General features: G+C 69.7%; 13 protein-coding genes. 5 read left to right on the forward strand and 8 right to left on the reverse strand.

Annotated elements, in window-relative coordinates:
• The first annotated feature begins 250 nt into the window (after positions 1–250).
• The gene (locus tag HUT18_RS29530; RefSeq protein ID WP_176103582.1) at positions 251–1,966 is read left to right on the forward strand and encodes a hypothetical protein; all 1,716 of its coding nucleotides are present in this window, start codon (positions 251–253) and stop codon (positions 1,964–1,966) included.
• A 141-nt stretch (positions 1,967–2,107) separates the two neighbouring features.
• Here HUT18_RS29530 and HUT18_RS29535 read toward each other — a convergent pair whose 3' ends face one another.
• Positions 2,108–2,959, reverse strand: coding sequence for a YwqG family protein (locus tag HUT18_RS29535; protein ID WP_176103583.1), 852 nt, complete (start codon positions 2,957–2,959; stop codon positions 2,108–2,110).
• A gap of 392 nt (positions 2,960–3,351) precedes the next feature.
• Here HUT18_RS29535 and HUT18_RS29540 point away from each other — a divergent pair, with 392 nt between their 5' ends.
• Together HUT18_RS29540 and HUT18_RS29545 are read left to right on the forward strand one after the other, a co-directional pair.
• Positions 3,352–3,813 (forward strand): VOC family protein, encoded by a 462-nt coding sequence (locus HUT18_RS29540; RefSeq protein ID WP_176103584.1) that lies wholly within the window; start codon positions 3,352–3,354, stop codon positions 3,811–3,813.
• A 180-nt stretch (positions 3,814–3,993) separates the two neighbouring features.
• Positions 3,994–4,536: a hypothetical protein gene (locus HUT18_RS29545; RefSeq protein ID WP_176103585.1), complete on the forward strand. Its 543-nt coding sequence runs from the start codon at positions 3,994–3,996 to the stop codon at positions 4,534–4,536.
• A gap of 16 nt (positions 4,537–4,552) precedes the next feature.
• Here HUT18_RS29545 and HUT18_RS29550 read toward each other — a convergent pair whose 3' ends face one another.
• From HUT18_RS29550 to HUT18_RS29570, 5 genes are all read right to left on the reverse strand, one after another.
• The gene (locus tag HUT18_RS29550; RefSeq protein WP_176103586.1) at positions 4,553–5,398 is read right to left on the reverse strand and encodes a GntR family transcriptional regulator; all 846 of its coding nucleotides are present in this window, start codon (positions 5,396–5,398) and stop codon (positions 4,553–4,555) included.
• A gap of 122 nt (positions 5,399–5,520) precedes the next feature.
• Entirely contained in the window at positions 5,521–6,342 is an 822-nt protein-coding gene (locus tag HUT18_RS29555) for a carbohydrate ABC transporter permease (RefSeq protein ID WP_176103587.1), read from the reverse strand.
• Entirely contained in the window at positions 6,339–7,289 is a 951-nt protein-coding gene (locus HUT18_RS29560) for a carbohydrate ABC transporter permease (RefSeq protein ID WP_176103588.1), read from the reverse strand. The genes HUT18_RS29555 and HUT18_RS29560 overlap by 4 nt, the downstream gene beginning before the upstream one ends.
• 7 nt (positions 7,290–7,296) lie before the next feature.
• Complete coding sequence (locus HUT18_RS29565) at positions 7,297–8,610, reverse strand: sugar ABC transporter substrate-binding protein (protein ID WP_176103589.1); 1,314 nt, start codon at positions 8,608–8,610, stop codon at positions 7,297–7,299.
• 124 nt (positions 8,611–8,734) lie between these two features.
• Entirely contained in the window at positions 8,735–10,207 is a 1,473-nt protein-coding gene (locus HUT18_RS29570; protein ID WP_176103590.1) for a twin-arginine translocation signal domain-containing protein, read from the reverse strand.
• 576 nt (positions 10,208–10,783) lie between these two features.
• Between HUT18_RS29570 and HUT18_RS29575 the strand changes: the two genes are divergently transcribed.
• Both HUT18_RS29575 and HUT18_RS29580 read left to right on the forward strand, forming a co-directional pair.
• Positions 10,784–11,767, forward strand: a complete 984-nt coding sequence (locus HUT18_RS29575; RefSeq protein WP_176103591.1) for a LuxR family transcriptional regulator — start codon at positions 10,784–10,786, stop codon at positions 11,765–11,767.
• Positions 11,768–11,866: 99 nt separating this feature from the next.
• Entirely contained in the window at positions 11,867–12,169 is a 303-nt protein-coding gene (locus tag HUT18_RS29580) for a zinc-ribbon domain-containing protein (RefSeq protein ID WP_176103592.1), read from the forward strand.
• Positions 12,170–12,214: 45 nt separating this feature from the next.
• Here HUT18_RS29580 and HUT18_RS29585 read toward each other — a convergent pair whose 3' ends face one another.
• Both HUT18_RS29585 and HUT18_RS29590 read right to left on the reverse strand, forming a co-directional pair.
• Positions 12,215–13,117 carry an aldo/keto reductase gene (locus HUT18_RS29585; protein ID WP_176103593.1) on the reverse strand — a complete coding sequence of 301 codons (903 nt, stop codon included), beginning with the start codon at positions 13,115–13,117 and terminating at the stop codon, positions 12,215–12,217.
• 14 nt (positions 13,118–13,131) lie between these two features.
• Positions 13,132–14,070, reverse strand: a complete 939-nt coding sequence (locus tag HUT18_RS29590) for an NAD-dependent epimerase/dehydratase family protein (protein WP_176103594.1) — start codon at positions 14,068–14,070, stop codon at positions 13,132–13,134.
• Between the last annotated feature and the right edge of the window lie 65 nt (positions 14,071–14,135).

Genomic DNA, 14,135 nt, shown 5'->3' on the forward strand with positions numbered 1-14,135 from the left:
GCCCCCCGGGCCGGACTAGTGGCCCGGAACCCTGCCCTGTTTCGCGTTGCGCATGCGAAACAGGGCAGGGTGGCATATGCGTCCGCATCCCGGTGCGGGGCGAAGGGGGAGTTGTTCGCGGCACACCGGACGCGCCCCCCGGACCGCCGCCTAAATTCGCCACTGACACGGATTGGCCGCCAGGCGGTCGTGAATCCGGTAGAAACGCGGTCCCTTCCCGGAATTCACCGGATCGAAAGGACCGCATCAGATGCGCTTTCGTCATATCCGCCTGCGTGAAGTCGGCCTGCGCGCAGCCGCGTTGGGGGCCGTGGGCGCACTGGCCTTCGCGACACCCGGTCTCGCACACTCCGAGCCCTCGGAGAGACCCGCCGCCACGTCGTCGGCCGAGTGCACCCCGTTCCGTACGGCGACGGCCGACGGAACCGAAGAGTGGGGCAGCTGTCTGAAGGTGGCCCTGCGGCTGTCCGAGGCGCCCGCCGTCGGCAGGTCCGCGCGGCTGGACATCGAGATAACGGGCACGGCGGCCCGTTCCGACGTACGGCTCGACGTCGAACTGCCCGCCGGACTGGAGTGGCAGCGGGCTCCCCGTGGACTCACGTCGACCACGGCCGCGTCCGAAGTCCCGGCCCATCGTGGACAGTTGCACCGCGCCGAGGGCCGGGGCCATGCCGGGAAGGAAGCCCCCTGGCGGCTCAGCGGCACGGTGAAGGCGGTCGCGTCCGGCACCGCCGAGATCCGCGCGGTCGCGACCTCGGCCGACGGCCTCGACACCGACAGCGGCAGCGTGTTCCTCACCGTCGGCGCACAGCGCTCCGGCTTCGGAATCGCGGCCCGCGACGTGCACGCGACGGCGCCCGCGCCCGCCGGAGCCTCCCGCGCCCACACGAGCTCCGCGCACCGCCCGGCCGGGCCGAACTCGGGTGGTACATCGGCGAAGTCGGCCGCCTCGGAGGCGTGCGCCACCGGCGGCTGGGGCTACACCGACCACCTCGGGGCCGACCGGGTCTCCGCCAACACGCAGGTGCGGGTGTACGACGCCGACACCAAGGGCCCGCACGAGCTGCTCGCCTCCGGGCTCACCGGCGCCGACGGCCGCTTCCGGCTCTGCTTCGACAACACCGACGAGACGGGCGGCGGCCAGGAGGTCTACGTCCGGTTCGGCACCGAGAACCCGAACTGGATGGTGCGCCACACCCGTACGAAGCGGGCCTTCACCTTCGACACCCCGGTGGCCGGCGAGGTCGCAGGCGGTGGCACGGTCGACGTCGGCGCCGTCCGTCCCGCCGACGCCGCCCTGATGCGCGGCGTCGAGGCCTTCGACGCAGCGAACACCGGCTGGAACTGGAAGCCCGGCAACTGCTGGGACGCCAAGGACAGCACCTGCCGTCGCGCACTGATCAACTGGGCGCCCGACTCCACCGACGGTACGTACTACTCGCTGCAGAGCAACGACGTACATCTCGCCGCGGCCGACCCCGACGCCAACATCCTGGTCCTGCACGAACTCGGCCACGGGGTCATGGACGACGTCTACGAGGACGACTTCCCGAGCGCCCCGAACTGCAGCCCGCACTACATCCAGCGGCAGAGTTCCGAGGGCTGTGCCTGGACCGAGGGGATGGCGACCTGGTTCGGCGCTGCGGCGCTGAACGACCCCACCTTCGCGTGGCCCGACGGCCGCACCCTGGACCTGGAGGACCCGACCTGGGGTTCCACCGGGTGGGAGAACGGTGACACCGTGGAGGGGCGTGTCCTCGGCGCCATGATCGACCTCGGTGACAGCACCAACGAGCCCGGCGACACCTGCTCCGAGAACCCGGCCGGACCGATGTGGTCCACCTTCCTCGGCCATGTCTCCGACACGTTCCGCCAGTACTGGGCGCACCGCGCCCAGGACGGCCACGACGTCGGCCCGGCCGCACTCGACTGCCTGTACCGCAACACGGTCGACTACCGGTCCTAGCTCTGAGCAACCTCAATTCCCCCGGGGCAGGCGGTAGTTGACCTGCTCGCGGGAACGTCGGTACTCGCCGGGGCTGGTGTGGGGCCCGGCGAGTACCGACGGACGAGCACACCCCTCAACCGCACTGCTCAACCGCACTGTTCAACCGCACTGCCAGGTGAACCGGGCCCGGTCGAAGCGACGTTCGGCGAGGTCCTCGCGGCGTATCAGCCAGTACAGGGCGCCGCCGTCGCCCCACATCATGTCGGTGTCGTCGTCCGAGTCGAACTGGGCGAGCAGCACCCAGTTCAGGGCCTCCTCCTCGATACGAGGGTCGTCCCAGGGCGGGTTGCCCAGCACACCGTGCGCGACCTCCGGCTCCACGGGGCCCTGGACGGGATCGGCATGCCCGCCGATACGGTGCTCCGCGCCTTCGGCGAGATCCCACATCGCCTCCTCGAACTCCTCGTCCCGCAAGGGGTGAGTGTCCGGCAGCGGCCCGAACTCCCGCTGGACCAAGGGGTGTTCCAGGTCGGGTGCGGTGGCCTCAGGGGACGCGGTCAGCGGTATCTCGGCGTACGGCTGGAGCACTTCGGGCGCCTCCCGCAGCGTGACCGGAACGCCCGCCGGGGTGTACAGGACCTGCGCTCCCGCCCAGGTGTCCGGATCGGCCGGGTCGACCGGGTTCAGCCCCTCGTCCAACTGCCCGTCGAAGTAGAAGAACGAGAGCGTTCCGTCCGGGGGCAGGGGTATGTCCAGGGCGCCGGACGGCAGCGCGGCGCAGTCGACGGCCGCGACGAAGGAGAGCGGACCCTCGCTCTCCCACACCGGCCACTTCACACCCTCGGGCAGTTCCGGAAGACCGCCGAGCCGCCCGACCACCCTGCCCTCGTCGCCTTCGGCCTTGGCCAAGCGCAGACTCGTCCGGAACAGCCCTGTCCAGCGCTCGGCTATCTCCTCGGGGAGACTCTCGTGTGCCAGGGTGTGCAGGGCGTCGGCGTTGTGCTGTGTCATGGGTCCGATGATGCACGGTGGCACTGACAGCGGTGGCACTGACCACGGTGGTGCGGACGACGGTCGTACGGACAACGGGGAGCGTGGTCCGGTCCCGGCAGATCCCACCTCGCGGTTCGGGCGGCGGAATCGTACGTTGCCGCTCAACTCGGCTGCCACGTAAGCTCGGTCGCGTGACTGCCGGGTCGGCCATGGGCCACGCACGAGTGAGGCGCCCGGCCTCGGCGTGAAACCGGGGCGGGCCAGGGGTCCGCCGTTTCTCCGTGCCTTACGCGTCTTCAGCGCCTTCCGCGCCTTGTACTTCCACCTTCGCGCGCTCGCGTTGCGTCGCGGCGCGCTCCCAGCGAACCCGCTGATCCGAAGAGATCGAAGTAACCGGAGAAACTCGACAGATGTCGCAAGAACAGTCGCATGAACAGTCGCAAGGACAGCAGTCCCCGCACGCCCCCGAGCCGTCGGCCGCCACGACCACCGCGGTCCAGCTCAACCACACCGTCGTCTACGCCACCGACCGGCAGCGGTCCGCGCAGTTCCTCGCCGGAATCCTGGGCCTGACGGTCGGCGCCCCCTTCGGGCCGTTCCTGCCTCTCGACCTGGGCAACGGCGTGACCCTCGACTACTACGAGAAGCGCGACGAGCCGATCCAGTCCCAGCACTACGCGTTCCTGGTGCCGGAGGACCGATTCGCCGCCATGGTCGCCGAGTTGGAGGGGGCAGGTGTCACCTACTACGCCGACCCGAGTCACACCGAGCCGGGCCGTACCAACGATCTCTTCGGTGGTCGTGGCGCGTACTTCGACGACCCGGACGGGCACAACATGGAGATCATGACTCGGCCCTACGTCCGGCCGTAATCATCCGTGGTGGTTCGGATCACATGTGCGCAAGCGAAGGGGGCGGGAACTCCCCGCCCCCTTCGGGCGTTCCGGTGGACGACCAAATTGATCGATGTGCGAACAGATGCGGGTGTGACCGCATGCGGGTGTGAGCCCATCGATGTGTGAACACGGCGGCAGTGCCGTCGTACGGGAGAAGTGAGCGAACCCATGGCCATGGTGGGCCTGTTCTGGATCGCCGAGGGCGACGTCTACATAGGTGCGAAGCCCGCCGGGCTGGCCCCCGGAGTGCGGCTGACCTCCGAGGGGGTGGCGGCCCTCGGTGACGGGCAGGCCGCGCTCCATCTGTGGGAGGACGTGCGGTCCCTGACCGTGGCGGACGTGCCCGTGAAGAACCTGAAGCGGAGGGTCGCCGTGGCCAAGGGGCTTGCCCTGGACACCGTGTTCAATCTGGCGATCGGTCCGGGCCCGCTGGAGGAGGCTCCGCCGATGATGACGGTGGGCGTGGAGTCGCAGGGCGGCACCCACGAGCTGTCGGCCTATGTGGCCGCGGCCGTCGGCTATTCCGTGACCGAGGTCGATCTCTCCCGCACCCTGTTGTCCCGCCTGACCGACGGCGCCGCGACGATGTCCACGACCCTTGCGGCCATGTCGGAGTGGGGCCGCGGATGGGAGGGCGGCTCGCCCCGTGGCGCGGAGCGGGAGCGGTTGCTGCGGGAGTGGGTGGACCAGGCAGGGTGAGGGGCGCCGCCCCGGCTCACCGGTCGCGCGGGGCCTGCTCGCCCTCGGGTTCCGCCCGCGCCCGCTGCTCCGCCTCTTGTCCCGTCCCCTGCCCTGTCTCCTGTCCCGTCTCCTGTTCCGCCTCGTGTTCCGCTTGAGATGCGGTGTGGGCGCGGACCGCGGCCGCGGTGGCCTGGGGATCACCCTGGCGCAGGGCCTCCAGAACGGCTTGGTGCTCGTCCAGTACGGCCTGCCAGTTCATGTCCGCCACGGGTGAGGTGACCCGGTAGCGCCGGACGGTGAGCAGGAGTTGCTCGGTGAGCTCGGCAAGGATGCGGTAGCCGGTGGCGCGCGCCAGTGCGGTGTGGAAGGCGGCGTTGAGTTCGGCCAGGGCGACGGCGTCTCCGGTGTCCAGAGCGGCGTGCATCGCCTGGTGTGTGTCGTCGAGATCGGCCACCAGCGAGGCGTCGGCCCGTACCGCGGCGAGGCGGCCGACCAGGCCCTCGATGGCTTCGCGAGCGAGGAAGACGCCGCGGATCTCGTGGTGGTCCACCTCCGCGACGGTGATCCCCGAGCGAACGCCGGAGACCAACAGCCCCTCGAATTCGAGTCGGGAGACCGCTTCGCGTACGGGAATCCTGCTCACCCCGAGATCGCGGGCGAGTTCGTCCATGGCGAGGTGGTCGCCGGGCCGCAGTTCGCCGCGGGCCACGGCGTTCCGCAGGGTCTCGTAGACCAGGTCGGCCTTGCTGCGTACGACGGGCAGTTCCGCGGCCCAGGCCTTGCGGAGCGGGGGTTGCGGTGTGCTCGGCGGATCGGCGGCGGCGCGCCCCTCGCCCGGCCGGGGGCGGGGCGGCCGCGGGCCGGTTTCGGTGTCGGGCATACGGGCACCTGTTCTTTCCTCCACCGTGTGCCGGGTGGTTCTGCGGCCCGGCACCCAGGGGGCCGGGCCGCGACGACGGTCTGGACGGGACGGTGGTCCCGGACCGGTCTGATCGTTCCGGTCTACTCCTTGACCGCTCCGTTGGTCAGCCCGCGGACGAAGAACCGCTGGAGCAGGACGAAGCACAGGACGACCGGGATGGCCGCCATGACGGAACCCGCCATCAGCAGGTCCCAGCGGGGGTTGAACTGGTTCTGGAAACGGGCGAGGCCGACCGGGAGCGTCCGCAGCAGCTCGTCGTTGGTGACCAGGCTCGGCCAGGCGAACTCGCCCCAGGTCCACATGAACTTCAGTACCGCCACCGTGCCGAGCGCGGCCCAGGAGTTGGGCAGCAGCACGGTGAGCAGAGTGCGGATCCGTCCCGCGCCGTCGATGGCGGCGGCCTCGTCCAGCTGGATCGGCAGCGTGACGAAGTGCTGGCGCAGCAGGAAGATGCCGGTCGGGCTGGCGAGGAAGGGGATGATCAGGGCCCAGTAGGTGTCGATCCAGCCGAGGTCGCGCATCACCAGGTAGAGCGGCACGAGGATGACCTGGGTGGGGATCATCAACGTGGCCAGGATCAGGGTGAGGACGACCTGGCGGCCCCGGAACTTGATGCGGCTGAGCCCGTACGCGGCCAGGGTGTCGAAGACGAGATTGCCCGCCACCACCGCCCCGGCGACGAGCACCGAGTTGAAGAACCACTGCCAGAACGGGAAGCGGGAGAGCACTTCTTCGTAGGCGTTCAGGGAGACCGAGCTCGGGATCAGACTCGCGTCGGTGCCGAGGAGTTCCTCCATGGGCTGCAGTGAGGTCAGCACCATCCACAGGACGGGCAGGCCCGCGAAGACGCTGATCAGGACGAGCCAGAGAACCCGGGGGAGGGACCTTGCCGAGCGCTTCATGAGTCCCTCCGGGAGGTCAGGCGCAGCCGGATCATCGTGATGGTCAGGAGGATCACGAAGAGCACGACCGAGGCCGCGGACGCCACACCGACATCGGTGAGGAGCCGGGTGTAGATGAACGTGACGACGGTGAGGGTCGCCGTGCCGGGGCCGCCCTCGGTCATCACCCAGACCTGGTCGAACACCTTGAAGGAGTTGAACAGGAGCAGCAGGAAGACGGCGGCGCTGGCGGGACGCAGCATCGGCAGGGTGACGGAGCGGAACTGCTGCCAGGGCCCGGCCCGGTCGATGGTGGCCGCCTCGTACAGCTCGGCGGGGATGCGCTGGAGTCCGCCGAGCAGGATCAGCGCGTAGATGCCGAAGTCCTTCCAGATGCTGACCAGGGCGACGGCGGGCAGGGCGAGGTCGTTGTCGAAGAGCCAGCGTGCCCCGTCGACGCCGACAAGGCCGATGAGACTGTTCACCAGTCCGTGGTCCGGCTCGTAGAGCCACTTCCAGATCAAACCGGCGACCACCATGGGGATGACGGCGGGCAGCACGGTGAGGGTGCGCACGAGACGGGCCGAGGCCATCTCTCGGTTGGCCGCCATGGCGGTGGCCAGTGCCAGGGCGTAGGTCCCGGCGAGCGTGATGAGCGTGAACACCAGGGTGTTGAACAGGCTTTCGCGGAAGGTGCCGGCCGCGAGGATCGTCTCGTAGTTCTCCGTGCCGACGAACTCCTTGGGGCCCAGCATGTTCCAGCGGTCGGTGCTGAGCAGCATCGCCTGGACCATGGGGTAGAAGGTGAACCCCAGGATCACGAGCAGTGCGGGGGCGACGGACAGCCACCCGGCGAGTGCCCCGGTGGGGCGGCGGCGCCGTGGGCGCCCGGGGCCGCGCAGGCGGCGGAGAGAGCCGCCCGCGCGGGCCGAGGAGAGCTTCGCGGGAAGCTCGGTCGTGGTCTGCATCTGCGTGCTACTTCCCGGTGCTCAGGGCCTTGCCGACCTCGTCGTCGAGCGCGCCGAGGGCTTCGTCCACGGACATCTGGCCGTTGACCCCGGCCACGATCGAGGACTTCTGGGCCTCCCAGCGGGTCGCCCAGCCGTGCCGGTCCTGGAGGACGAGGTCGGGGGTGTTGCGGCCGAGCTGCTCCTGGATCGCGGTCCAGTTCGGGTCGGACTTGATCTTCTTGTCGTAGGTGGCCCGGGCCTCGGCCCCGACCTTCGACGGCTGGTACGGGAAGATCCCCTTGAAGTCCATGTACTGGGCGCTGCGCTCGGGCGAGGCCAGCCACTTCATGAAGGTTCCGGCCGCCTTGAGTTCCTTGCCACTGGAGCTCGCGACCAGGCTGTGCCCGCCGACCATGGAGCAGCCGCTCTTCGGGCCCTTGGGCATCGGGGCGACGGCCCACTTGCCCTCGGTCTTGGCGCCGCCCATCTCGACGTTGGCGATGACGGACTGGAAGAACGGGAACATCGCGACCTTGCTGTCGATGAAGCCGTTGAGCGCGCTGGTGCCGACCGGTGAGATCTTGTCGTCGTAGAACGACTTCATGTAGTTCATCGTGGTACGGCCCGCCGCGGACTTCTGTGTCGACTTCGAGTAGTCGGCCGAGGTCAGGCTGCCGCCGGCGCCGCAGAGGAAGGACTCCCAGGTCGAGTTGATCGCGTTGACGTGGTCGTCCATGCCCTTGAACTGCCAGCCGTGCACGTCGCCGCCGGACTTGTCGGTGATCGTGGCGGCGGAGGACTTCAGCTCGTCCCAGGTCGCGGGCGGCTTGTCGATGCCGTACTTCTTCAGTACGTCGGTGCGGTAGAGCATCACGCCGACGTCGAAGTAGAGGGGGGCGCCGTAGAGCTTCTTCTCGTACTCGTTGACCTGGGCCAGGTCCAGGAACTTGTCGGTGTCGGCCTTGGTGTAGCCGAGCTGGTCCAGGGAGGCGAGGGACCCGGCCTTGAGGTAGTCCAGCTCCAGGCCGTTGTTCATCAGCCAGACGTCGGGGCCCTTGCCGGCGGCGACCGCCTGCTTGATCTTGTCGCGGCCGTCCTTCCACTCCAGCTGCGTGAGGTTGACCTTCACGTCGTCCTGGGACTTGTTGAACTCGTCGACGAGCTCCTTGACCTTGTCGTCCTGGCCGATCCAGTACGGCATGGACCAGAACTCGACCGTGCCCTTGCCGTCACCGGCCGACCCGGTGCCGCTGCCGCCGCCGGAACAGGCCGAGGCGGTGAGGGCACAGACGGAGGCGAGGGACGCGGTGAGCAGTATGCGGCGTCTGGATCGTGACATGGCGGTTCTCCTTGAGCGGGTGGTGCGAGGGTGGGCGCCGCGGACGGCGACAGGGAGGGGACGGGGGGCGGCGGGGGTGGGACGGGCGGTCCGGCGCGGGGGGATCCGCCGGACCGCCCGTGTCTCAGGGGGTGCGGACCCAGAACTCGATGGAGTTGGGCGGAACGGTGAGCGTCAGCTTCGGACCGGACTTCGCCGTGAGCCGCTGGTCGTTGACCGTGGGTGAGTAGCGGTGGCCCTCGAAGGAAGCGGCGGTCTGGGTGTCGACGGTGTAGGTGAAGGACTCCGTCGCGGAGCGGTTGGTGATCGCGAAGACGGGCTTGCCCCCGGTGGTCTTCCAGGCCATGATCCGCTGGTCGCGCAGGACGGCCGACTCCTCCACGTGGTAGCGGACGGAGTCCCACGGCATGTACTTCACGAAGCCCGCGACCGAGTTCCAGTTCGCCGGGTTCCAGTCCCAGTGGCCCGCCTTGATGTGCCCGAACTTGGAGAAGTCGGTGTCGTGCGGCGGGCGCCACAGCCCCAGCGAGTAGCCGAGGGACTCGGAGTTGGTGGTGGGCTTGAGCGCGTGCAGCCAGTACCAGGTCGGGGAGTCCTGGAAGGTCATCCAGTTCATGATCGACTGGGCGGTGTTGACCGTACGCCACGGAGTGACCGCACCGCTGAGGTACTCGAACTCGTTGTTGAAGACCGGCTTGCCCTGCGCCTGGCGTCGGAAGTCGTTGTCGATCTGGTAATTGCTGTCGTAGCCGATGCGGTGGTAGGTCCAGGCGTCGACGTGGTCGAGGGCCAGCGGGTCGGCGAGGATGGCCTGGCCGATGTCGCCGCCCCACCCGTCCATGCTGTCCGCCGTGATCATGACGTTCGGGTACTTGGCACGGATCTTCGGCGCGACCGCCTTGAAGGCTGCCAGGTATTCCGTGGCGTTGTACTGGCAGGAGGAGTACGGGGCCGAGAAGACAGGCTCGTTCTGCAGGCCCCACTGGGAGATGCGGAGACCGCCGGCGGTGAGGTAGTCGAGGTCGGCGACCAGGGCGTCACTGAACTCGTCCAGGAACGCGGGTTCCGTGGACTTGATCCTGCCCCCGATGTAGGAGTTGTTCGACTTCCACGCCGGAGCCGGGGACCAGTACTCGACGGACAGGCCTTCCACACCCGCCTGGTCGCACATGTCGGCGAGCATGGCGGTCTGGCCGGGGTAGCGGCCGCGCATGTGCTTCCGCTCGGAGTCGAGTCCCCGGTAGTACAGGCCCATCGCCAGGCGGCAGTAGCGAAAGCCCCGGTCGGAGCGGCCCGCCTTGAGCATCTGCTGGACGAAGCGGGTGCGCTCGGAGTCCGTGAGGTCGTAGGGAACGCCGCTGACGAGGTCGGGGAGCCCGTTGTTGCCGGAGCCGATGGAGTCGGACTGGATCTCGAAGCCCAGGCCCTTGATGGTCTGGCGGCGACCGTTGTCGAAGCGGATGGTGTAGCTGCCCGAGGTGGCCGCCTGGGCAGGCGAGGCACCGAGCAGCGGGGTCAGCGCGGCCGCGGCGCCCGCCACGGCCGCGCCTCGCAGTACCGTTCTGCGGCTCGGCCCGTGCGAGTCGTGAGAAGACATGGCGTTCTCCTGGATCGTGATACGGGAGAGGGAGCTGCGTGCCGATGACGGCACGACGAGGGGTGTCGGGCGGTTCAGCCCGCGGTCGGTCCTGGACCGGTTTCCGGCGCGGTTGTCGCTGTCGGCGTATCGAGGTGGCCGGAAGCGTTCCCGACGGCCGGGTGGGTGGCTGACGCCCGGTGGTGCGTGTGTGCACGAGGTGCTGCAACGAAGCGGTGCACAGCTGTACTTGCCATGGGCAGTGCGGGACTCAAGGTGCATACACCCCCAAGCCGGGAGGAGAAGGGATATCGGTGAGCCCGACGAGAGGAAGGTATGCCGTATACGAAATAACTTCTAGTCTTCGGGGGGAAGATTTTTCGGCTGCCCTGCGATCCGGGGTGCCGGGGGGCGCGGAAGCGCGTCGGGGGAGGTCCGGCGGTTGTGCCTTCGGGGGCGGGAGAAAGCGGACGTGAAGCGTCCGTTTCGGCAGATTCTGCGACCTGGGGTGCGACGGTGTCCATAGCTGCCAGGGCGGCGCCCCGGGCCCTGTCCGCACTCTGTCCAGGCCCGTGCCGACCGTCGATAATGCCGCGCATGATCAACGCGAGGCTCGAGGAGGCCCTTCGGGTTCTGGGGGTCGGGCCCCAGGCGGGGCGGGTCTATCTGGCGCTGATGGAACTGGCCCCCGCGCCGCTCGACGCCATCGGCGCGGCCACCGGTCTGGAGGGTCCCGAACTCGCAGCCGCCTACGGTGAGTTGGTCGCTCTGGGGCTGGCAGGCGCCGCGATCGACGGGCAGGAGGTGGTGGCGCCGCTCCCGCCCGCCGCGGGGCTGGAGATCCTCGGCAGGCACCGGGCCGCCGACATCGACGAGTCGCGCATCACCGTCGGCACCGCCTTCGAGTCGTTCCGGCGGCAGCGGCTGGCCGCGTACAACGACAATCTCGTCGAGGTCGTCACGGGGGACGCCATCGGGCCCCGGATGAGCCGTGCCTGGGAGAGCGCCCGGGAGCGGATCCGCCAGCTCGACTCCCCGCCGTACTTCCCGATACCCGGCGCCACCGACCACGCGCTGGCCACCCTCGCCCGTGGCGTGAGGCACCACGTCGTCTACTCACGGGAGTCGATGGAGCAGCCCGGCTATCTGGAGCAGGTCGTCGAACCCTGCGTCGCGGCCGGCGAACAGGCCCGGTTCCTGGCCTCGGTGCCGGTCAAGCTGGTGATCATCGACGACGCGCTCGCGATGGTGTCGTTGTCGATCAAGGAGGCCGAGGTGCACACCACGATGCTGATCGTGCAGCCGTGCGGGCTCTTCTCCGCCCTGGTCGCGCTGTTCGAGCAGACCTGGCAGAACGCCCTGCCCTTCCACGGCGGCACCGCCCGGCCCGGCAATCTGCTGCCCGCCGAGCGGCGGCTGCTGAGTCTCCTCGCCGGTGGAGTGCGCGACGACGTGATCGCCCGGGAACTCGGCGTGAGCCGCCGCACGCTGTTCCGGCGGGTGGAGGTCCTGATGGCCCGGCTCGGCGCCACCAGCCGCTTCCAGATGGGGCTGCAGGCCCGGCATCGCGGATGGCTGTGAGCGAACGGTGACGGACGGACCGGGCGGCCCGCGCTCGCCGGTCGGTGCCCGGGTACTGTCTGCCCGTGGGCGACGAGGGAAACGGGGAAGGGAAAGAACATGATCATTTTCGGCACCAAGGGGTACCTGCACCAGCTCGCGATACTGACGCTGGTGTGCGGGTTCTGCCACACCCCCGCCGCGCACGTACTGAGGAAGCAGGTCACGAAGTTCACGCTGTTCTTCGTGCCGCTGTTCCCGGTCTCCACCAAGTACTCGACCCAGTGCACGTTCTGCGGCGCGGCCCAGAAGGTGACCGAGCCGCAGGCGCAGCAGCTCCAGGCCGCGGGCGCCGGTCCGCACCCGGGCCAGGCTCCCGCCTACGGCGCGCCGCAGTCCCCGCAGCAAAACCCGTACCAGTAACCGGCGGCGGGCGCGGGGGCCCAACCGCCGGTCAGAGGCGGCGGGTTACGCCCCGCAGCCCGTCTCGCCCGGCAGCGCGTCCTCGAGCAGTGTCAGCTCTCGCGCGCTCAGCTCGATGTCCGCGGCCCTCGCCGAGTCGGTGATGGACGCCGGGCGGCTGGCCCCGGGTACCGGGATCATCGCCGGGGAACGGGCGAGCAGCCAGGCCAGGGCCACCTGTTGGGGGCTTACACCACGGTCGGCGGCCACGCGGTGGAAGGCGGTGCCGACCGAGCTGGGGCCGGAAGGGCCGTCGAGGGAGCTGCGCGAGATGCCGCCCAGCGGGCTCCAGGGCAGAAAGGCCAGCCCCAGTTCCGTGCTCAGCCGCAGCTCCGCCTCGCTGTCGCGTACGGCGGGCGAGTACCGGTTCTGTACGGAGACGAGCCCGTCGCCGAGGATCGCGTGTGCTTCGCGGATCTGTGCGGTGGTGACGTTGGAGATCCCGGCGGCGCGGATCGTGCCCGCGTCGAGCAACTCCCGCAGGGCGCCGACGGATTCGGCCCAGGGCACGGCGGGGTCCGGCTTGTGCAGTTGGTAGAGGCCGAGTGCCTCGGCGCCCAGCCGCTTGGCCGAGGCCTCGGCGGCTCGCTTGAGATGGTCCGGGGTGGCCGTGACGGTCCAACTCCCGTCGCCGGGACGGCCCCGGCCGCCCTTGGTGGCTACCAGGACGTGTGAGGTGTCGCCGCCGTAGCGGGCAAGGGCGCGGGCGATGAGCAGTTCGTTGTGGCCGACCTCGTCGGCGTGCCAGTGGTAGCTGTCGGCGGTGTCGACGAGCGTGACGCCCGCGTCGAGGGCGGCGTGCACGGTGGCGAGGGCCCGCGCCTCGTCCGGCCGGTGCTCGATGGACAGCGGCATGGCGCCCAGGCCGATGGCGCCGACGGTGGTGCCTGCGATGCTGCGCGACTTCACAGGGACACTTCCCCTCAAGTGGTCGGTGACGGTGGGGTGTTGAGGGCTTCGGCGACGGCGCCGGGCAGCCAGTCGGTGGTACGGGAGAAGGCGAAGCCCAGTGCTCTGGCGCGGGCGTTGCTCATCGCGTAGTGGCGGTCGAAGGAGAACGGCGAGGCCGCCTCGCCCGCCGCGACGGTCCGCAGGGCGGGCTCCCGTCCGGCCTGCGCGGCGACGATCGCGGCGAGTTCGCGCACGTCGAGCGGCCCGTCCGAGCAGGCGTTGAGCGGACCCGTGAAGTCGCTGGTGGCCGCCCACCGCAGCAGGTCGGCCAGCTCTTCGTAGTGGATGAACACCGTGGGCAGCGCCTTCGCGTGCACGGTGATCTCCTCGCCCCGGGCGACACGCTCGGTGTAGTGCGCGAGCCGTCCGGTGAACTCCCTTGTGCCGCCGCCGAGTACGTGTGCGCTGCGCACCGAGGCGTATGCGAAGCCGCCCGTGCGGGTGAGGACGGCCTCGGCCTGACGCTTGCCCTCGGCGTAGTGGGCCTCCAGGTAGGCCGCGTCGCGCCAGGGAAGGTCCATGGCCACCTGCCAGCCGGCCGGGTCCACGGTCTCCTCCGGTACCGGCACGCCCGGCGGGACGTACGGCAGTGCGGCGGTCGCCGGGTCGTAGACCTCGATCGTGGACGTCATGACGTAGCGCCGGGTGCGCCCGGCGAAGACGCGGGCGGCGACGGCGGCCTGTACGGGCGTGTAGCAGACCTGATCCACCACCACGTCGAAGGCGCGCGAGCCGAGCGCGGCCGTCAGGGCGGCCTCGTCGTCGCGGTCGGCGACGAGGTGCTCCACACCCGAAGGCGGCCTGGTGGAGCCGCGGTTGAGCACCGTGACCCGGTGGCCCGCCGCGCTCAGCCTCCGCACCAGGAGCTTTCCGAAGTACCGGCTGCCGCCGATGACGCAGATCCGTTGCATGCCCCTCATCCTGGACAGGTACGGTCATCAGCAGAAGTGCCCACTTGCTGGATACGTAGTAAGGC

This window comes from Streptomyces sp. NA04227 (assembly GCF_013364195.1).
GTDB lineage: Bacteria > Actinomycetota > Actinomycetes > Streptomycetales > Streptomycetaceae > Streptomyces.

Bases quoted from the DNA above. Each gene is read 5' to 3' on its own strand.
- HUT18_RS29560 (WP_176103588.1), bottom strand. From the start codon at position 7,289: ATGCAGACCACGACCGAGCTTCCCGCGAAGCTCTCCTCGGCCCGCGCG.
- HUT18_RS29570 (WP_176103590.1), bottom strand. From the start codon at position 10,207: ATGTCTTCTCACGACTCGCACGGGCCGAGCCGCAGAACGGTACTGCGA.
- HUT18_RS29530 (WP_176103582.1), top strand. From the start codon at position 251: ATGCGCTTTCGTCATATCCGCCTGCGTGAAGTCGGCCTGCGCGCAGCC.
- HUT18_RS29580 (WP_176103592.1), top strand. From the start codon at position 11,867: ATGATCATTTTCGGCACCAAGGGGTACCTGCACCAGCTCGCGATACTG.
- HUT18_RS29535 (WP_176103583.1), bottom strand. From the start codon at position 2,959: ATGACACAGCACAACGCCGACGCCCTGCACACCCTGGCACACGAGAGT.
- HUT18_RS29550 (WP_176103586.1), bottom strand. From the start codon at position 5,398: ATGCCCGACACCGAAACCGGCCCGCGGCCGCCCCGCCCCCGGCCGGGC.
- HUT18_RS29555 (WP_176103587.1), bottom strand. From the start codon at position 6,342: ATGAAGCGCTCGGCAAGGTCCCTCCCCCGGGTTCTCTGGCTCGTCCTG.
- HUT18_RS29590 (WP_176103594.1), bottom strand. From the start codon at position 14,070: ATGCAACGGATCTGCGTCATCGGCGGCAGCCGGTACTTCGGAAAGCTC.
- HUT18_RS29540 (WP_176103584.1), top strand. From the start codon at position 3,352: ATGTCGCAAGAACAGTCGCATGAACAGTCGCAAGGACAGCAGTCCCCG.
- HUT18_RS29575 (WP_176103591.1), top strand. From the start codon at position 10,784: ATGATCAACGCGAGGCTCGAGGAGGCCCTTCGGGTTCTGGGGGTCGGG.
- HUT18_RS29565 (WP_176103589.1), bottom strand. From the start codon at position 8,610: ATGTCACGATCCAGACGCCGCATACTGCTCACCGCGTCCCTCGCCTCC.